The organism is Periweissella cryptocerci (assembly GCF_004358325.1).
Taxonomy (GTDB): domain Bacteria; phylum Bacillota; class Bacilli; order Lactobacillales; family Lactobacillaceae; genus Periweissella; species Periweissella cryptocerci.
On the sequence record NZ_CP037940.1, the window covers coordinates 2,163,914 to 2,182,496 of the forward strand.

17 protein-coding genes are annotated in these 18,583 nt (G+C 40.7%); 11 read left to right on the forward strand and 6 right to left on the reverse strand.

Features of this window, described 5'->3' with window-relative positions:
* Positions 1–7: 7 nt before the first annotated feature.
* Together EQG49_RS09450 and EQG49_RS09455 are read left to right on the forward strand one after the other, a co-directional pair.
* Positions 8–406 carry a PTS sugar transporter subunit IIA gene (locus tag EQG49_RS09450; RefSeq protein WP_133363745.1) on the forward strand — a complete coding sequence of 133 codons (399 nt, stop codon included), beginning with the start codon at positions 8–10 and terminating at the stop codon, positions 404–406.
* Positions 407–529: 123 nt separating this feature from the next.
* On the forward strand, positions 530–1,795 hold the full coding sequence (locus EQG49_RS09455) for a carboxylate--amine ligase (protein ID WP_133363746.1): 1,266 nt from the start codon (positions 530–532) through the stop codon (positions 1,793–1,795).
* A 51-nt stretch (positions 1,796–1,846) separates the two neighbouring features.
* Here the strand turns inward: EQG49_RS09455 and mnmM are convergent, their stop codons facing one another.
* The gene (gene mnmM / locus EQG49_RS09460; RefSeq protein ID WP_133363747.1) at positions 1,847–2,410 is read right to left on the reverse strand and encodes a tRNA 5-(aminomethyl)-2-thiouridylate-methyltransferase MnmM; all 564 of its coding nucleotides are present in this window, start codon (positions 2,408–2,410) and stop codon (positions 1,847–1,849) included.
* Positions 2,407–3,069 (reverse strand): phosphatase PAP2 family protein, encoded by a 663-nt coding sequence (locus EQG49_RS09465; protein WP_165964859.1) that lies wholly within the window; start codon positions 3,067–3,069, stop codon positions 2,407–2,409. Before EQG49_RS09465 ends, mnmM begins: the two co-directional genes overlap by 4 nt.
* Before the next feature lie 648 nt (positions 3,070–3,717).
* On the opposite strand from EQG49_RS09465, the gene leuS reads away from it, so the two are divergent.
* On the forward strand, positions 3,718–6,135 hold the full coding sequence (gene leuS / locus EQG49_RS09470) for a leucine--tRNA ligase (protein WP_133363749.1): 2,418 nt from the start codon (positions 3,718–3,720) through the stop codon (positions 6,133–6,135).
* A gap of 821 nt (positions 6,136–6,956) precedes the next feature.
* Here the strand turns inward: leuS and EQG49_RS09475 are convergent.
* Positions 6,957–8,468 (reverse strand): multicopper oxidase family protein, encoded by a 1,512-nt coding sequence (locus tag EQG49_RS09475; protein WP_133363750.1) that lies wholly within the window; start codon positions 8,466–8,468, stop codon positions 6,957–6,959.
* A 21-nt stretch (positions 8,469–8,489) separates the two neighbouring features.
* Positions 8,490–8,660 carry a hypothetical protein gene (locus tag EQG49_RS13735; protein ID WP_165964860.1) on the reverse strand — a complete coding sequence of 57 codons (171 nt, stop codon included), beginning with the start codon at positions 8,658–8,660 and terminating at the stop codon, positions 8,490–8,492.
* A 484-nt stretch (positions 8,661–9,144) separates the two neighbouring features.
* On the opposite strand from EQG49_RS13735, the gene EQG49_RS09480 reads away from it, so the two are divergent.
* On the forward strand, positions 9,145–10,509 hold the full coding sequence (locus EQG49_RS09480) for an MFS transporter (RefSeq protein WP_133363751.1): 1,365 nt from the start codon (positions 9,145–9,147) through the stop codon (positions 10,507–10,509).
* A 123-nt stretch (positions 10,510–10,632) separates the two neighbouring features.
* On the opposite strand, the gene EQG49_RS09485 is transcribed toward EQG49_RS09480, so the two are convergent.
* Positions 10,633–11,094, reverse strand: coding sequence for a Fur family transcriptional regulator (locus EQG49_RS09485; RefSeq protein ID WP_133363752.1), 462 nt, complete (start codon positions 11,092–11,094; stop codon positions 10,633–10,635).
* A 217-nt stretch (positions 11,095–11,311) separates the two neighbouring features.
* Here EQG49_RS09485 and EQG49_RS09490 point away from each other — a divergent pair, with 217 nt between their 5' ends.
* The 6 genes from EQG49_RS09490 (at position 11,312) to EQG49_RS09515 (ending at position 15,944) form a co-directional block, all read left to right on the forward strand.
* Positions 11,312–11,992, forward strand: a complete 681-nt coding sequence (locus tag EQG49_RS09490) for a VIT1/CCC1 transporter family protein (protein WP_133364567.1) — start codon at positions 11,312–11,314, stop codon at positions 11,990–11,992.
* Between the two features lie 12 nt (positions 11,993–12,004).
* Positions 12,005–12,691: a VIT1/CCC1 transporter family protein gene (locus tag EQG49_RS09495; protein ID WP_133363753.1), complete on the forward strand. Its 687-nt coding sequence runs from the start codon at positions 12,005–12,007 to the stop codon at positions 12,689–12,691.
* Positions 12,692–12,950: 259 nt separating this feature from the next.
* Positions 12,951–14,324 carry an Nramp family divalent metal transporter gene (locus tag EQG49_RS09500; protein ID WP_133363754.1) on the forward strand — a complete coding sequence of 458 codons (1,374 nt, stop codon included), beginning with the start codon at positions 12,951–12,953 and terminating at the stop codon, positions 14,322–14,324.
* A gap of 17 nt (positions 14,325–14,341) precedes the next feature.
* Positions 14,342–14,788: a universal stress protein gene (locus EQG49_RS09505; protein WP_133363755.1), complete on the forward strand. Its 447-nt coding sequence runs from the start codon at positions 14,342–14,344 to the stop codon at positions 14,786–14,788.
* Positions 14,789–14,923: 135 nt separating this feature from the next.
* The gene (locus EQG49_RS09510; RefSeq protein WP_133363756.1) at positions 14,924–15,532 is read left to right on the forward strand and encodes a cadmium resistance transporter; all 609 of its coding nucleotides are present in this window, start codon (positions 14,924–14,926) and stop codon (positions 15,530–15,532) included.
* A gap of 55 nt (positions 15,533–15,587) precedes the next feature.
* Complete coding sequence (locus EQG49_RS09515) at positions 15,588–15,944, forward strand: ArsR/SmtB family transcription factor (protein WP_133363757.1); 357 nt, start codon at positions 15,588–15,590, stop codon at positions 15,942–15,944.
* Between the two features lie 98 nt (positions 15,945–16,042).
* Here the strand turns inward: EQG49_RS09515 and EQG49_RS09520 are convergent, their stop codons facing one another.
* Complete coding sequence (locus EQG49_RS09520; protein WP_133363758.1) at positions 16,043–16,696, reverse strand: metal-dependent transcriptional regulator; 654 nt, start codon at positions 16,694–16,696, stop codon at positions 16,043–16,045.
* Positions 16,697–17,206: 510 nt separating this feature from the next.
* Here EQG49_RS09520 and EQG49_RS09525 point away from each other — a divergent pair.
* Complete coding sequence (locus EQG49_RS09525) at positions 17,207–18,577, forward strand: Nramp family divalent metal transporter (protein WP_133363759.1); 1,371 nt, start codon at positions 17,207–17,209, stop codon at positions 18,575–18,577.
* Positions 18,578–18,583: the final 6 nt, after the last annotated feature.

The following is an 18,583-nucleotide window of genomic DNA, read 5'->3' on the forward strand; positions in this document are numbered from 1 at the left end:
TAAATTGATGAAAATTAAAGTAATGAATATTCGTTCAAAATATAAGGTAGTAGTTTTAGATCGGTTATTGATGGCCTCGTATAAAGGAAATGCGTTTGACCAAGTAATGGAAAGGTTGTTGGCCCACGAGATGATTACTAGTTCACGAATGGGTGATGACACGGTGTTATTGCATACCGAGAGCCGTTTTTTTGCCCAATCACGTATTGTCATCGGACGGATGACGGCCAAAACGCGGTGGTTTGATAATCGTGAAGTGAAATTAATTATCCTATTACTAGTGGCAACCGCACGCAACACGAATAATCAAACCATGATTAATCAAGTAAACCGATTTTACAATTCCGACTATCTGGCTGAGTTAGTGAACAGTGGATCGCCTGATGAATTGGCGTTGAAGTTGTAGGTAGGCAAGTCGCGGGGGAGCAAGTATCAATGGGGCAAGAAGAGCCCCGTAATGTTGAATTTCATTTCTTGAAAATCCAAGATAAGGTTAGGACTGTGGTATAATTTTCGAGGAATATTTGAAATGAGGACATTAAAATTGAGTGGAGAACCCCAAGCAACCCCGATATTTATGGGCAGTGATGAAAATGCGTACGGCCAAGCGCGTGCGTACCATGAATTGACTGGAAAAAAAGCGATAGTCTATGCCGGTGGTTTATTAGCGGCGACTAAGTATACAAAAATTATTGACATGCATGTGGTACCAGGCTTTGGTGAAGATGCAATTTTTATCCAAACAATGCGTGAAGTTGCCAAAGAATATGCAACGCACGAAGAACCAGTTATTTTAATTGGGTTAGGTGATAAATACCCACCACTAATTGCTAAGCATGCCGATGAATTACGTGAAACATTCGTGGTACCGTATGTTGATTACGATTTGATGCAGCGCTTAATTTACAAAAATACATTTTACGAAATTGCTGATCAATATGGATTACCACACCCAACGTCAGTTATTTTAAGCAAAGAAGATTTACCAACCGAAGGGCAAGTGCAATCACCATGGGGCTATCCAGTTGTCTTAAAGGCGGCTGATTCAGTTGAATGGGTTGATTTGCATTTTGAAGGTCGCGCGAAGGTTTATATCTTGAATTCTGAAGGTGAACTGGATAAGGCTATCCGTGATGCATATGCTCATGGTTATCACGGTAAATTCATTTTGCAAGATGCAATCCCGGGGGATGCTAGTCTTGAACGCAATGTAACCGGCTATGTCGATCAACATCATCACTTGCAAGTAATTTCGTTGGGCCACCCTGTATTAGAAGATCCAACGCCTTGGGGAATTGGGAACTTCGCGGCGATTTTACCTGACTATGACGAGGCCGTGTACCATGTTGCTGAAAAGTTTTTAACGGACCTAGATTATACAGGTTTCTTCAATATGGATTTCAAGTATGACACGCGTGATAATACGTTCAAATTCTTTGAAATGAATATTCGGCCTGGTCGTTCAAGTTACTGGGCAACGTTGAATGGGGTTAACTGGGTTGGTGAAATTCTCAGTGATTATGACAATCAACGAACTTCACAAGCAACTGTATATGCCAACCAAGATACGAGTAAGTATCAACTTTGGCTACAAATCCCGGCGAAGATGTTTATCAAGTATGCACCCGAAAGTGCGGCAAAAGATACCGCAGTTAAGCTGATCAAGCAAGGGCGCTACGGCTTTACGTACAAATACCAACCCGATTGGAACTTTAAACGGCGGTTACTGTACATGCGCGCGAACCAATTGTTCCGCAAAAGTTATAAGCAGTATTTTGGTAGTCATTTAGATTAATCAAAAAGCGTGTCACTGAAAGTAATTTCATTTCAGTGGCACGCTTTTTAGTTAACGTTTTTGAATGGCTAAGACAAACGGTGGTTGGTTTTCTTGATTAATAAAACCGTATTGCAAGACGTTGTAGTCAGTGTGTGGTAAGGCTTCGACGTAATCCATGACGGCGTTGAGCTCAGTTTCCCCACCAGGATGACCATAATACACAACTAGCACGAGTAGGCCTTCTTTACGCAGGCGTGGCAAGATTGAGCTAACGGCTTCAAGGGTAGTATTGCCGTGTGTTATCACAGATTTATCAGCACCGGGTAAATACCCAAGGTTGAAAATTGCGCCGGCAACTTCTTGATCAGTTAGATATTCACCAACGTGCTCATGTCCCTTGTGGATAAGTTGGGTATTAGTAATGCCAGCTTCGTCAAGACGGTCGGTGGTGTGTTCAATAGCTTGTAATTGAACATCGAAACCAAGGACGCGTCCGCCAATCGGACCAACTAACCGTGCCAGAAATTCGGTATCATAACCATTTCCAACGGTAGCATCAATGACAAATTCACCAGGCTGGACAACTTGTTGTAACAGCGTGTGACTGTAATTTAAGGCGTTTTCGAGTTTCATTTTATTTTGACCTCGTGGTCTTGGAATCTAAAGATAGCAAATTTTGAAAGCATGAGCATTGTGAACCCTAATGCGTAACCAGCAATTACGTCAGTTGGATAATGCACACCTAAGTATATGCGACTTAATGGTAACGCAATGATGATGACCCCAAGAACAGCGTTCAAGGCAAAGCGCAAACCGTCATTTGACAAGTAGTAATTCGATAAAATAATTAATGAACCGTATAGTAAGACTGCATTCATTGTATGGCCAGATGGAAAACTGAGACCATGGGCTTGAATTAAATGGACAATGTGGGGACGTGGGCGATCGATAACCATCTTCAAAACGGTTGATAAACCTAGGCCAAAGACACTGACGTTCAAGATTAAGAAAATAGTCGCCTTGGCTTTCCGTTGAAAGATGAAAATCAGGGCAAGAATGAACATCAACGTTAGTGACCATTTTTCATTTCCGGCGCGGGTAACGTTTTTAAAGAACCAAGTTCGGTTAGGACTTAAAGGTTCCCGGATAAGATGGAAACCAGCATTATCAATTGCAGCAATCCAGTTTGTATCTTGGACAACACCCCAGGTTAATACTATGAAAATTAGCAGGGCCAAAAGAGCTAGCCCAATTTGTATTTTGGCAGTTGCTTTCACTTCATACTCCTTCATAACTTTGTTGAATTCAGGAGGCCCGGATGGCTCCATTAAAAATTATGTTTTAATTATACCACGCGCAATCATTGTAAAATGGCAGAGAAGTTGTTAAAATGAATTCATTAATTAAATATTTGCAACTGGTTAAAGTATTAGTTAAGAAGACAAGCAAAGAGAGTGAATGGGGCTGTGAATTCACGTTGTTAACTGACGAACTCGTTAATCATGAATGAGTTGCCGCATTTCTGCGTTACAGAAAAAGAATGAGGTGTTGGTGTTTAAGCCAGCATGAATTCGGGTGGTACCACGATATTATCGTCCCGTAATCAAGCTATATTTAGTTTGGTTACGGGACTTTTTTATTATTCTTTTGCCAGACACTGTGTTAGTTAGATGTTTAATTGCAAACTAACGCAGTGCCTAAGGAATCTACTTTCGGCGAAGCGAACACCGTGATGGGAAGTGATTTATCACTTCGCTCAGAGGAGATGAGGATTCTTAGGACTTTAGGCCTTAGAATCCCAGCTCGCTCTGACTTTCTAAGACTACGGGCTTAGAAAGCTTGGCTTCCATCTCGGTGCGATAAGTAGATTCCGTGGCACGTAGTGGCAGACAACTGCAAAATAGCTAAGCAACACAAAAATCAAAGGAGATACATCAATTATGGCTTATAATCACAAGTCCGTCGAAAAAAAGTGGCAACACTATTGGGACGAAAATAAAACGTTCAAGACTGGAACTGATACTTCAAAACCTAAGTACTACGCATTGGACATGTTTCCATTCCCATCAGGTCAAGGTCTCCACGTTGGTCACCCTGAAGGTTACACAGCGACTGATATCATTTCACGGATGAAGCGTGCGCAAGGCTACAATGTTTTACACCCAATGGGTTTCGATGCCTTTGGTTTGCCAACTGAACAATATGCAATGAAGACAGGACGTTTCCCAGCTGATATTACGAAGGAAAACGTCAACAACTTCCGTAAGCAAATGAAGAGCCTTGGTCTTTCATATGACTGGGATCGTGAAGTGAACACCACAGATCCTAAGTACTACAAGTGGACGCAATGGATTTTTGAACAACTTTACAAAAAAGGCTTAGCTTACGAAGACGAAATCATGGTTAACTGGGCACCTGATTTGATGGGTGGTACGGTTGTCGCTAATGAAGAAGTTATCGATGGTAAGACTGAACGTGGTGGTTTCCCCGTTTATCGCAAGCCAATGCGTCAATGGGTCTTGAAGATTACTGCTTATGCCGATCGTTTGATTGATGATTTGGATGATCTTGACTGGCCTGAATCAATCAAGGAACAACAACGTAACTGGATTGGCCGTTCAATTGGTGCGTCAGTATTCTTTGATGTTGATGGTGCTGATAAGCAAGTTGAAGTCTTCACAACACGTCCTGATACTTTGTTTGGCGCAAGCTACATGGTTCTTGCACCAGAACATGAATTAGTTGACCAAATCGCAACTGCTGACCAAACGGATGCAATTGCAGCATACCGTAAGGAAATCGCTTCTAAGTCTGATTTGGAACGGACTGATTTGAACAAAGACAAGTCTGGTGTATTTACTGGGGCTTATGCAATCAATCCAATCAATGGTGAAAAGTTGCCAATCTGGATTGCTGATTACGTCTTGGCTTCATACGGCACTGGTGCCATTATGGCAGTGCCAGCTCACGATACGCGGGATTATGAATTTGCACAAAAGTTTGATTTGAACATTAAGCCAGTTATTGAAGGTGGCGATGTTGATGAAGAAGCGTACACTGGTGACGGTGTGCACATCAACTCCGACTTCCTCGATGGTTTAAATAAAACTGACGCGATTGAAAAGGCCATTGCTTGGTTGGAAGATAACAAGCGCGGTCACAAGCAAGTTAACTTCCGGTTGCGTGACTGGATTTTCTCACGCCAACGTTACTGGGGTGAACCAATTCCTGTTATTAAGTGGGAAGACGGCGAAACAACTTTAGTTCCTGAAGCAGAATTGCCACTTCGCTTGCCACATGCTGATGACATCAAGCCTTCTGGGACTGGTGAATCACCATTGGCTAACTTGACTGACTGGGTGAATGTTGTTGACGAAAACGGTCGCAAGGGTAAGCGCGAAACTAACACGATGCCACAATGGGCTGGTTCATCATGGTACTTCTTACGCTATATCGATCCAAACAACGACGATGCAATTGCTGATCCAGACAAATTAAAGTACTGGTCTCCAGTTGACTTGTACGTTGGTGGTGCCGAACACGCAGTCTTGCACTTGTTGTATGCTCGCTTCTGGCACAAATTCTTGTATGACTTGGGTGTCGTGCCAACTAAGGAACCATTCCAAAAGTTAGTTAACCAAGGGATGATTTTGGGTGAAAACCACGAAAAAATGTCTAAATCAAAGGGTAACGTGGTTAACCCTGATGACATCGTGGAAGCATACGGTGCAGATACTTTGCGGATGTACGAAATGTTCATGGGACCATTAGACCAATCAATTGCGTGGTCTGAAGATGGTTTGGCTGGCTCACGTCGCTGGTTGGATCGTGTTTGGCGCATGATTATGGATGACGAAGACAAGTTGCGTGACCATATCACAACGGTCAATGATGGTACTTTGACGAAGAGCTACCACCAAACCGTTAAGAAGGTTACGGAAGATTACGAAGGATTGCGTTTCAACACCGCAATCTCACAAATGATGGTCTTTGTTAACGATGCATACAAGGCAGAGAACTTGCCAGTTGAATACATCGAAGGCTTCGTCCAATTATTGGCACCAGTTGCGCCACACATGGCTGAAGAATTGTGGAGCCAATTCCACAAGGATACGACGCTTGCCTTTGCTGCTTGGCCAACATATGATGAAAGCCAATTAGTAGAAGATGAAATCGAAGTGGTCTTGCAAGTGAACGGTAAGGTTCGTGGCAAGATGACGGTTCCAGCTGATACAACGCCTGAAAAGATTGAAGAACTTGGATTAGCTGAAGCAAGTATTCAAAAGCAAATCGAAGGTAAGACTGTCCGTAAGGTGATTAACATCAAGGGTAAATTGCTCAACATTGTTGCTAACTAAGTAAAATATTAGGCCTCTATTTTGTCTGACGCGGGGTTGAATAGAATTGGCCACTACGTGCCTGGAAATTGCTTGGCGCACCGCGCTGGAAGCACATGTTCAAGCCAAAGTGCGGTCTTGAACAACTCGGATAAGCTGGGACTCTAAGGAATAAATTCCTAAGTGTCCTCATCTTATCCTCAGCGGGAATATGTGCTTCACACATATCCCCCCCAGTCGCGGTGTAAAGGCTGCGCCCGCCAAGCAATTTTCAGCCACTGCGTTAGTTAGTAATAATACTCAAGCTAGCGGAAAATAGTCGTAGATTCAATCAAATCAGTTATCGCTAATTTTGTGAGGTGTTCAGAAATAGTGCCTAAAGTATATTCTGTGGTACGTGAGTATTGTTAAACAAAAGTACAGAAATGCGAAGACCACGCTAGAATAAATAGAAACTAAAATATTAGAAAACGCTGACGAAATGAAAAATTCGTCAGCGTTTTTATTTTTATTTTGTGTGGTACTATGTCTGCTGATGTGGGATTGAATAGAATTGGCCACTGCGCCCGCCAAGTAATTTACTGGCACTTCGTTAGTTAGTAATAATGCTCAAACTAGCGAAAACAGTTGCCAACCACAAGCCGCAATAGCATGGAAAAAACAACTCTGACAATAGAACCTCATTAATTCGATGACTGAAAAGTACAGAAACGAAAATCCAGCGCTAAAATATTATAGAACCTTTTTATTCAGTTATCTTGAATGGGAGGAAATGGTGTGTATCTGCCAACCACCGAGCGTTTATCCCGGCGACGACATTGGTGATATGAATGCTAAATAGACTACATATTCATATCCATCCCCGAATGATCCATTCCTGACATATCGCGACAAACGTGCAAGCCATTTTTTTCGAGCTGGTGAACGTAATGGGTGATATCGATTGGTTGATCATTATTTGGATCAAAGGATTCATATTGAGCCATCATGCCGGTATCTTCGTGTTCTAAAATGTGACAATGATACATATAAAGCCCGCTTTGGCGCACGCGGAATTTAATTTTGACCACTTCGCCGGGGTTAACGGCGACGGTGTCTTTCCAGCCATGTTCATTAGCAAATGGTGCGTTACCATTACGAGAAACAACTTGAAATTCACAACCGTGCATGTGGTAGGGATGAACCATACCACCGGTCATATCATTAGTGTTCTCGATTTCCCAGCATTGGGTCGTATTAATTGGGAGGCGATAGTCAATTCTCGTCATATCAAATAATTTATCGTCAAGACGAACTTCAGCATCCATCCCCGACATGACGGTTCGGTGATCGACATGATTGCTACTATCGTCAAGGTGTTCAACGGGTGCTAACTTATCAGGAATGACATAATCTGAAGCCGGCATCCGGCCGATGTTAAAAGTTATTAACGTGGAATCGTCGGTGCGTAATTGCACTTGATCGCCAGGTTGGTATCCGCGGAAATCAACCAAAATTTCGGCGCGTTCGGCACAGGTCAGCATTAATCTTGTGAAACCGACTGTTTGGGGTAGGAGACCACCATCAGAAGCAATTTGATAAAATGGTAAGCCGTCACTGAAATTTAAGCGGAACTCGCGCCGGTTAGCACCATTCAAAATGCGAAAGCGCATGACTGGTTGCGTGACGGTGTATGTGGCGTTAAGTGTGCCGTTCACTAAAGCATAATTCCCAGTCGTACCGTCAACATCGTAGTCAGCATCATAGTCTAATTGACCATTGTGGAATGAACGATCTTGGAGGACTAAGGGAATATCATTTGTCCCATATGCACGTGGTAAATCAATTTGGGCTTCAACGGTATCTTGGATGATGACCTCGGCCGCTAAGCCCTGCCAGACTTGTCTTGCAGTTTGAGGACATGGGTGTGGGTGGAGCCAAGCGGTTGCTGCTGGCTGATTTAGCGTGAACTCAATGGTTGATTGTTCACCAGGAAGAACTGCGGCAAACGGGCCACCGTCGGCAATGGGGCCAGAAATATTTAAGCCATGCCAGTGCCACGTGGTTGGTTCAGGTAAGTCATTGACTAGCGTGATTTTGTAGTGCACACCGACTTGGAACGGGATCGTTGGGCCAAGAATATTACCGTTATACCCCCAAGTATTAGTTGCCGGTGTATCGGGAAAATATTGCACGGTGCCTTGCTGCGCCCGGATTGTGCAGTAAGTGGTATCGTTAGTAACTTTATCAGGTGATAATAGTGGTGGAATTGCTAACGGTGATGAGTTCGTGGGTGCTGGAATGATTGGTTTGTAAGCCCCATCTTGTGTATCAAATGCGGTCTTGTCGTGAAAGTAATCTGAAATTAAGTCCATCTGGAAACTCCCCTCAATTTATTAATGTTTGTTAGTTAATGAATAAATAAAACTAATAATTGATTCTAATAACATTCCAGTTGCCATCATGTACATCGCAATCATGTCTTTCATCATGAAGGTAAAATATGCCATGATAATGTAAAAGATAACGAAAAAGAGGGCAAGCGATTTGCTGTTACGGGTACACATAATAAATTCCTCCTTTCTTTTAGCTAAGATAGTATTGTACAAAATATTAGCTTGAGGAGTATTAATTCCTTTTCAACTGCAAAATAAGTAAAAGTAGGTCAAAACTCCCGATACCCAATTCATTCTACTAGTAACCACTTAATTAATAATTAGGTATCTAACTATGATTTAACTAGTTAATAGCTTTGAAATTTATTGCATGTAAACTAACCCCATTATGCAATTATTAAAAATAAATGCAAGGTAAAAATACGTTTAGCCTAATCTTTATGTGAAATACGGTGAATAAAGTATTACGCTAAAACTATTGACCGAGGTTTGAAAAGGACAGGTGCTAGTAGAAGTAGTACGAGTGGAATCACAAGATAAGGTGGAAAGGTAAGCCTAATATCAAATATTGTGATTGATGAATAAGATTATTTATTGTAAACTTACGGTGGTTATTTAGAATTATTCTAATTTTAAAAAGTGAAAAGAGGGGCACATGCATAATCTTACAAAAACACAACGGACGTGGTTCATGATTACATTGTTAGGTGCGACATTTTCGATGTCGATTAGCCAATCAGCATTGGCTACGGCATATCCAAGTATTATGAAGCAATTTGAACTCACCGCGGGGACAGTCCAATGGTTAACAACGGGCTTTATGTTGTTAATGACGATAATGATGCCGATTAGTCCTTGGCTATTAGCTAATTTCAAATTTAAACCATTATTTAATATGATTCTGCTAACTTTTATTATTGGCACATTAATGGCAGTACTGGCACACAGTTGGAACATTTTACTTGTTGGGCGTCTTATTGAAGGGATTGCAGTGGGGGCACTGTTTCCAACTTTTCAATCGGTCTTGTTAGCAATCACACCAGAAGCTGAACGGGGGCAAGTGATGGGAAAAGCTGGCTTAGTGATGGGCTCAGCTTTGGCAACTGGCCCGATTGTTTCGGGAGTTGTCTTACAGTACTTGAGTTGGCGTGCGTTGTTTGGCGTATTTTTGGTTATCTTAATATTGATCCTAATTTTAGCTCAATTTTTTATGCGCAATGTGACGTCCTTGAAACCGTACAAATTAGATTGGCTATCAACTGTAACCATAATTGGCTTTGCGGGTTTAATTTATGCAATTAATATGCTGACTGCGAAAGCGTGGAGTAGTGCATTAATAGTTGGTGGCATTAGTATTATTTTAACGGGTATTTTTATTTATCGGCAATTACACATGGATGCACCATTATTGGATATTAAAGTATTCAAATCTAGTGTGTTTACTAAGTCAGTGTTCTTGACGGGAATATCTTACATTGGGTTAATTGTCACGACAGTTTTGATGCCATTATATTATCAGGTAATCTTGCATTTACCCATTTTGGCAAGTGGCTTGCTGATGGTGCCAGCTGCGGTGGGGTTAAGTTTATTAAATCCGCGTAGTGGTAAAATGCTTGATTATTTGGGTGCAAAGAAAACCGTGATGACCGGGTTAGGCATGATGATTGTGGGCTTTGGGTTGTTAGCACTACCATTTGGACAGCTGAGTTTATGGAAAAGCTTAATCGCGGCAATGATTATTGAAGGTGGTAATGCGTTTGCGATGATGCCAGCGGTAACTTTTGGTGCGAATACATTGACTGCTAGTCAGATTCCACATGGAACGGCAATCACCACGACAGTTCGGCAAATGCTCGGCTCGTTAGGAGTGATGGTCGCAATGGCAATTTTAACTGTGGTTTCACAAGCTGAACGCCAGGTTGATATGGCGGTACAGGGTTTTCATGTTGCATTTATTAGTTTTATGATAATTGAATTGATTGGGGTAATCGTAACAATAACCTTACCAAATAAAAAATAGTGGGCGAACATCGCAAGCTAATGTTTTCCACATAGCAAATAACCGCTACGAGCAATATCGTAACGGTTATTTGTGTCGGCATGTAATAATCTAAGTGTAATGTGGTCACTATTTCAGAAAAAATCAGTGTAGTGGGGCGGCTTGATTTAGGAGCTTTTGGCAATCCGGGCATAGGCCGTAGACTTCCATCAAACTATGACTGATTTGATAGCCAGTTTTTTTAGCCGCATCAGTTTCAATTGCGGTAAAAGAATAATCGAAGACATCTTCAATCTTACCGCAGTTAGTACAAATGACATGATAGTGGGGATGAGCAAAATAATCAAAATGTTGCTTCTCATCAGGTGCAGCAATTTCAATGACTAATTTATTTTTTACAAATAATTCGAGGGTATTGTAGACTGTAGCTAAGCTCATACCATCACATTCTGATTTGATGTCGGTAAAAATCATTTCGGCCGTTGGATGATTACGTTTTTCAATCAGGTATTTAAGGATAACCGTCCGTTGTTGTGTAATCCGAAGCCCTTCTTGGCGTAGGAAATCTAAGGCTTCGTTGAGAATTTCATTATTTTGTGTAGTCATAACTCGCCATCCTTTCATAGAGTTTGTGAGTTTTATTACTTGCAGTTTTATTGAGATATGATAGACTAATTATGTCGTAATTTAGAATTATTCTAAACTAATTATAACAGGTATTTAAAAAATATATTGTGATTTGTGCTAGGAGACAAACCAAAGTCGCACAGTGCATTAATTTTACGAAAGTAATGGAGGGATAGGCATGGGAGATACTACAGAGATTAAGCCTAAAATGAGTTTGGCCAAAAAGATAAACATTATGCGGGCAAGTGTGATGGGGGCTAATGATGGAATTCTTTCCGTAGCTGCAATTGTGATTGGGGTTGCGGGGGCAACAACGGATAATTTTGCAATTTTTATTTCCGGAATTGCGGGGATGCTCGCTGGGACCGTTTCAATGGCGATGGGCGAATATGTATCGGTTAATTCACAAAAAGATGCCCAAGAGGCCGCGACGATTGAACAAAAGTTAATGCTCGAGCATGACTATGATGCCGAATTTAGCTTTGTCAAAAATAAATATATGGAAACTGGTATGGCTGAGGAATTAGCCACACGGGCCACGACAGAAATGATGGCCGGCGACTCGCTAACGACTTTAGTGCGTGAGCGTTATGGCTTTGAAGTTGGTGAATATACTAGCCCATATGCCGCCGCGATTGCCTCAATGATCTCATTTCCATTAGGTTCAATTTTACCACTTGTTGCGATTACATGTTTCCCAGAAAAGATGAAAGTTATTGCCACGGTAATTGCAGTGGCAATCGCATTAACTATTACCGGTTTTTCAGCCGCAAAATTAGGTGATGCAAATCCTAAAATGGGTATTGTGCGTAACGTAATTGCTGGGTTACTGACGATGATTGCAACATACTTCATCGGCACACTGTTTGGACGTTAGGGGGTCAGACGAATGAGCGATAATGTTAAAACACAGCGAAATATGGAAGAACGTTTGAATGCAATTCGAGCGGGAGTGTTAGGATCAAATGATGGTATATTGACAGTCGTTGGTGTTTTATTTAGTGTTGCAGCCGCGACGCCGAACCAATTCACCATTTTGATTGCTGGGATTGCTGACTTGTTTGCTTGTGCCTTTTCAATGGCTTCTGGTGAATATGCTTCGGTAAGTTCACAAAGTGACACGGAAAAAGCCGCGGTGGCAAAGGAAGAACGTTTATTACACACTGATTTTGCCCAACAAGTGCAAGCAGTTACTGACTTTTATGTCGTTAAGGGTGTAACGCCGGCAACGGCTCAAGAAATCGCAGACGATTTGATGAGTAAAAATCCGTTGGCCACGGTAGTTAGAGTAAAGTACGATATTGAACTTGGCCACTATATGAATCCATGGGAAGCTGCAATTGCTTCACTGTTTTCGGCAGGCTTGGGTGGTATTTTCCCATTGTTCGCCATGGCATTTTTACCAACTGATTATAAATTTATTGGTACAATTGCGGCGACTGCAGTTGCAGTTGCCTTAACCGGGTTTTTAAGTGCCAAAATTGGTCATGGGTTAGTTAAAAAAGCCATGATTCGCAATGTGATAATTGGCTTGCTAACCATTGCCATTCACTATGGCATCGGGAAATTGTTTTAGTAATAATTTTTAAACTAGTGCCTAAGGTATATTCTGTGGCACCTTAATAAGCTCGATTTCTACCTTATGCAATAAGGAGAAATCGAGCTTATTTTGCGGGCTGGGCTTATTGCGCCCTGGCCTTTTTTAATTTCGCTTATTTATTAATTACGTTAAAACTCACCGATAAAATTAAGTTGCACGAAACTTTATGTATACAAAGACTTACAGATGAGTATAATGAGGGACGAACGCAAAGACAAATTCAAAGGGGAGCAATATGGCAGAGGAAAAAGGGAAGACCAAATTTTTAGCCACCGCAAATGGGGCGAGTTTGGAAGAAGTAAATGGTACGGTTGAAGTACCCAAAAATGCGGGCTTTTGGCGCACATTATGGGCATTCAGTGGACCAGGGGCATTAGTTGCTGTGGGATATATGGATCCCGGTAATTGGATTACCTCAATTGTTGGGGGCGCACAATATCGTTATTTGCTATTATCAGTAGTGGTAATTTCAGGGGTTATTGCGATGATTATGCAGTACATGGCTGCAAAATTGGGCGTAGTCACGCGATTGGATTTGGCACAAGCAATTCGGGCGCACACGAATAAACCAGTTGGTTATGCATTGTGGATTATGACAGAACTAGCCATCATGGCAACTGATATTGCGGAAGTTATTGGTGGTGCGATTGCCTTACAATTGTTATTTGGGATTCCGCTAACGGTTGGGGTAATGCTAACAATCTTAGACGTTTTCTTATTGTTATTTTTAACGAAACTGGGATTTCGGAAGATTGAAGCAATTGTTGTAACTTTGATTTTTGGGATATTAGTAATATTTTTATACTTGGTTGCTTTGTCAAAACCAAACATTGCTGCAATGATGGCTGGTTTGATTCCACATGCACAAATCTTACATCATGCACAATTAACTTTAGCATTAGGAATTATTGGGGCAACAGTTATGCCTCACAATTTATATCTCCACTCATCGATTGCACAAACACGTGCCTATGATCCAACTGATAAAGAAGAAGTAAAAAAAGTAGTTCGTTTTACAACTTGGGATTCAAATATTCAGTTGATTGGTGCCACCGTAGTTAATTCATTACTCTTGATATTGGGAGCTGCATTGTTCTTTGGGCATGGTGATCAATTACAAGCGTTCGGGGATTTGTACCACGCGTTGAGCGATAACTCAATTGCCAAAGGAATTGCCTCACCAGTGTTATCAACGTTGTTTGCGGTTGCTTTGTTAGCATCAGGGCAAAATGCGACAATTACTGGAACGTTAACTGGGCAAATCATCATGGAAGGATTCATTCACTTGCACGTACCATTGTGGGCGCGACGGCTAATTACCCGGATCATTGCCGTAATTCCAGTTTTGATTGCCGCCATTGTTTGGGGTGGTACGGAAGGTGCCTTGGATAATCTGCTAGTTTACTCACAAGTATTTTTATCAGTTGCCTTGCCATTTACAATGATTCCGTTGACGTGGTTTACCGCTTCAAAAAAGCATATGGGAGCAGATTTTGTTAATCCAATCTGGGTTTCGGTAGTTGCTTGGACTGCGTCAATTGGTTTGACGGTTTTGAATATCCAACTAATCGTGAATATAGTGAAGGAATTAGTTAACAAAATTAGTTAGTAGGGAGGAATATTGATATGGCCTTAACGTTAGAATTACCAAAACACACAAATATTTTAGTCGGCGTTGATGATTCGGCTGATGCGCAATTAGCGTTCTTAAATGCCGTCTCACATGCCTTAGAGGATGATTCATTGTTGCACATTGTTACGGTGCTTGAGTCTGATGAATTGAATGTTTTCCAAGCATTGACTAAGGACGCACTGTTAGAAAAACGGATGTATTTAGAGCAACGCTTGCAAGATTATAAGCAACAAGCACTTGATGCCGGGGTGAAAGAAGTTCATATTGTCTTAGCCGAGGGTGAACCTGGGGAAACAATTGTGAAAGATGTTATCCCAGATGTTAAACCAGACTTAGTAGTTGTGGGAGCAGCGGCAAAGAAAGGTATTGAAAAATACATGGGCAGCCAAGCAGGGTATATTGCCAAGTATGCCACTGTTTCAGTAATGGTTGTCCGGTAAAAAATTGCTAAATGAATCCACTGACATAAATTGTTGGTGGATTTTTTGTTTGTGCATATACAAACAAAATAATTAGTGGTAGTATGAAAAAGTATTCATATGAATGTATTTTCATGTAAAAAGGGAGGATACGAAATGTTTAGAGCAATGAGTACGGCATTTTTATCATATATTGGGACCACGTCAGATTATTTTGTCATTTTATTATTAATTTTTGGAATCTATCGGGGGAAACTTGCGCGCCCAGTTTTCATTGGGGCGTACGTTGGGAATTTCTTATTAGTCGCCATTTCAGTGATTATTGCTTACGTTTTGAAATTTATTCCGGCTGAATGGATGCTCGGATTATTAGGGATTATTCCGATTGTCATGGGGATTAAAGGCTATTTCTCAGATGACGACGAAGCCGATGAAGCAGCTGAGACTTTGGCTAAGGCTAATCCGAAAAAAATAATTACAAATGTTGTCATGATTACACTTGCGGCATGTGGTGCGGATAACATGGCGATGTATATTCCATTCTTTGCTAATACTGATTTTAAATATGTTCCAGCCATTTTAGTGATGTTTTTAATTATTTTGACGGTTGTGATTTTTGCGGCATATCATTTGACGTTGCTGCCACCAGTCCATGCTTTTTTTGAAAAATACGGCGAAATTGCGACTTCCGCCATTTATATTTTGTTGGGGCTATATGTATTGATTGATGCTGGCACAATTACTCACCTATTGGCTTTCTTATAATATATAATTGTATCAGTAGCATATAGATACTGAGAATATATGGCGAGGTGGGTTGATGGCAGCAGATTATAAATTAATACCGGCAGATATGCTTGATGAAGCGACTAAGATTGCGCGTGTTTTGGGGAATAAGACGCGGATTCAGATTCTCTATTTATTAGAGCAAGATAAGTTAAATGTCACGGAACTACAAGGGATATTAGGGATTGAGCAATCGGCCTTGTCACACCAGTTACAAGAATTACGCGCATATCAGTTAATTAATCAGGAACGAAAAGGTAAATCAATTTATTATGAATTGACTGATCTACATATCTTGACCACAGTGAATTCGATACTCCATCACACAGAGCACGTATTACTGAATCGAGATCACGATGGTAAATTATTAAAAAATGATATAACGGAATAACGCAAAACGGAGCAGAACTTTTTAGTTCTTGCTCCGTTTTGTATTACAAATAAAAAACACTTGAACGACCAATGAAGGTCTACAAGTGTTGTGAAAGATTAGTTTACAAAGATAAAGTTGGCTGATTTTAAGCTGACTTGAACTTCAGTTTGATCATCTTGATTAATTAAAATGATTGGACCATCGAATGGTAACCGACCTTTAACGAGCCAAGTTTGTGCTATATCAAGATGAATCATTTCGATATATTCGAGTAATTCAAAATCTTCAGAATAACTGTTAATTGTGATGACAGCGCCATCTTTAGTTGCAGCCAATGTTTGTAGGATGGTAGGTTTGTAATTGTAGTGTTCATCTGGAATCAATAAACCATGGGGACAGTAACGGGGGGTACCCAGGAATGTATCTAATGAATTAATCATCTTTTCATCGGCATCGTGATCAAGGTTATCCGCGTTCATATGACTTTCAGCCAATGATAAGCCAAGTTTATCATGCAAAAATACTTCGAATAAGCGGTGGGAACGAATTAACTTCAAAGCAGTCTTACGACCAGAAGCAGTCAATGTTACCCCGTAATAAGGTTGCACTTCAACATCGCCAGATTCTTGTAATTTGGCCAACATATCAGAAACTGAAGATGGGGTCACTTTCAAGTGCTCGGCAATTGCTTTATTGGAAATTTTTTCATTTGAGCCACCTAATTCAAGGATGGTTTGCAAATATTGAGTTTTCGACATTGATTCGGGCAAGATAATGTTCCTCTCATTTTTTAGCTTTGTCTAAAAATTAATATGTATATTATAACATCTTTTTATCTAAGATGACGAAAATTAGATTGTTTGCCTAAATTTGTATTTGATAGCGTAGTGGATTAACTAGTGACGGCTGACGCTTTCAGGATGTCAGGTTAGGCTCAATAAAGTGCTTAAAGGTGAGTTATGCTGACAGTTATGCGTAAATTATAAGTATTGTTAGTGTAAATTTTTTAACGGAATTGGACTAATGTCAAACGGGTAATTTAAGCAGATTGCTTGCGGCTACAACAATGGAAGCGATAACAATTTAGTGTGCCAATAATTTACATGAGTTTAACAGTTTAAAATTTTAAGACATGCCTAACTTTTTTATTTACAATGATTTGTTCTTGAGTATAATAAACAAGGTACCAGAAAAAATTCAGGACCTATCAGGGCATCCACCTCCACAAATGGGAGCGTGCTTTGGTTGCTGTTGAATTATTAAACAAAGGAGTAGTTGAAATGTCAGACGAAACAGGGAAAGTGAAATTTGCTTCAAATGCAAATGGAGCAAGTTTAGAAGAAGTTAACGGTAGTGTTGAGGTTCCAAAGAATGCAGGGTTTATGCGAACCTTATGGGCATTTAGTGGACCTGGCGCACTTGTTGCAGTTGGATATATGGATCCAGGTAACTGGATTACCTCAATTGTTGGGGGAGCGCAATATCGTTACTTGCTTTTATCAGTAGTTGTTATTTCAGGAATTATTGCCATGATTATGCAGTATATGGCTGCTAAATTAGGTATCGTGACGCGGCAAGATTTGGCCCAAGCCATTCGTAATAATACTAACAAACCAGTTGGATATGTATTATGGATAATGACTGAGCTTGCCATTATGGCGACAGATATTGCCGAAGTCATCGGGGCAGCGATTGCCTTACAATTATTATTTGGAATTCCATTGATGATTGGTGTGTTATTGACCATCGCGGATGTATTCTTGCTATTATTATTAACAAAACTTGGATTCCGAAAAATTGAAGCAATTGTCGTAACGTTGATTTTATCAATTTTAGCAATCTTCTTATACTTAGTAATCCTTTCAAAACCTAGTATTGCCGGTATTGCGGGTGGACTTATCCCTCGTGCTTCGATTTTACATCACAGTCAATTAACGTTGGCGCTTGGGATTATCGGTGCCACTGTGATGCCCCACAACTTGTACTTGCACTCATCAATTTCACAAACACGAGCATATAACTCAGATGATAAAGATGAAGTAGCAAAAGTTGTGAAATTTACTACGTGGGATTCAAACATTCAGTTGATTGGTGCCACAGTAGTTAATTCATTGCTCTTGATTTTGGGAGCCGCATTGTTCTTTGGTCATGGTGATCAATTACAAGCTTTCGGCGATTTATACCGCGCCTTGAGCGATAACACGATTGCCAAGGGAATTGCTTCACCAGTTCTTTCAACCTTGTTTGCGGTTGCCTTGTTAGCTTCAGGACAAAATGCCACGATTACGGGTACTTTGACTGGGCAAATCATTATGGAAGGTTTCATTCATTTGAAGATTCCAATGTGGGCCCGGCGTTTAATCACGCGGATTATTGCGGTTGTGCCGGTCTTAGTAGCCGCAATCATTTGGGGTGGCACTGAAGGTGTCTTGGATAATCTTTTGGTTTACTCACAAGTGTTCTTATCAGTGGCACTACCATTTACGATGATTCCGCTGATTTACTTTACCGGTTCTAAGAAGCACATGGGCGAACGTTTTGTTAACCCATTGTGGATTTCGATAATTGCATGGGCTTCAGCAATTATCTTGACGGGCTTGAACATTCAATTAGTCTTTAACCTAGTTAAGGAACTTATCGAAAAAATTTAACATTAA

Excerpts from the sequence above, each read along its gene's own strand:
- EQG49_RS09450 (WP_133363745.1), top strand. The coding sequence starts at position 8 with ATGAAAATTAAAGTAATGAATATTCGTTCAAAATATAAGGTAGTAGTT.
- EQG49_RS09455 (WP_133363746.1), top strand. The coding sequence starts at position 530 with ATGAGGACATTAAAATTGAGTGGAGAACCCCAAGCAACCCCGATATTT.
- mnmM (WP_133363747.1), bottom strand. The coding sequence starts at position 2,410 with ATGAAACTCGAAAACGCCTTAAATTACAGTCACACGCTGTTACAACAA.
- EQG49_RS09465 (WP_165964859.1), bottom strand. The coding sequence starts at position 3,069 with ATGAAGGAGTATGAAGTGAAAGCAACTGCCAAAATACAAATTGGGCTA.
- leuS (WP_133363749.1), top strand. The coding sequence starts at position 3,718 with ATGGCTTATAATCACAAGTCCGTCGAAAAAAAGTGGCAACACTATTGG.
- EQG49_RS09475 (WP_133363750.1), bottom strand. The coding sequence starts at position 8,468 with ATGGACTTAATTTCAGATTACTTTCACGACAAGACCGCATTTGATACA.
- EQG49_RS13735 (WP_165964860.1), bottom strand. The coding sequence starts at position 8,660 with ATGTGTACCCGTAACAGCAAATCGCTTGCCCTCTTTTTCGTTATCTTT.
- EQG49_RS09480 (WP_133363751.1), top strand. The coding sequence starts at position 9,145 with ATGCATAATCTTACAAAAACACAACGGACGTGGTTCATGATTACATTG.
- EQG49_RS09485 (WP_133363752.1), bottom strand. The coding sequence starts at position 11,094 with ATGACTACACAAAATAATGAAATTCTCAACGAAGCCTTAGATTTCCTA.
- EQG49_RS09495 (WP_133363753.1), top strand. The coding sequence starts at position 12,005 with ATGAGCGATAATGTTAAAACACAGCGAAATATGGAAGAACGTTTGAAT.
- EQG49_RS09500 (WP_133363754.1), top strand. The coding sequence starts at position 12,951 with ATGGCAGAGGAAAAAGGGAAGACCAAATTTTTAGCCACCGCAAATGGG.
- EQG49_RS09505 (WP_133363755.1), top strand. The coding sequence starts at position 14,342 with ATGGCCTTAACGTTAGAATTACCAAAACACACAAATATTTTAGTCGGC.
- EQG49_RS09510 (WP_133363756.1), top strand. The coding sequence starts at position 14,924 with ATGTTTAGAGCAATGAGTACGGCATTTTTATCATATATTGGGACCACG.
- EQG49_RS09515 (WP_133363757.1), top strand. The coding sequence starts at position 15,588 with ATGGCAGCAGATTATAAATTAATACCGGCAGATATGCTTGATGAAGCG.
- EQG49_RS09525 (WP_133363759.1), top strand. The coding sequence starts at position 17,207 with ATGTCAGACGAAACAGGGAAAGTGAAATTTGCTTCAAATGCAAATGGA.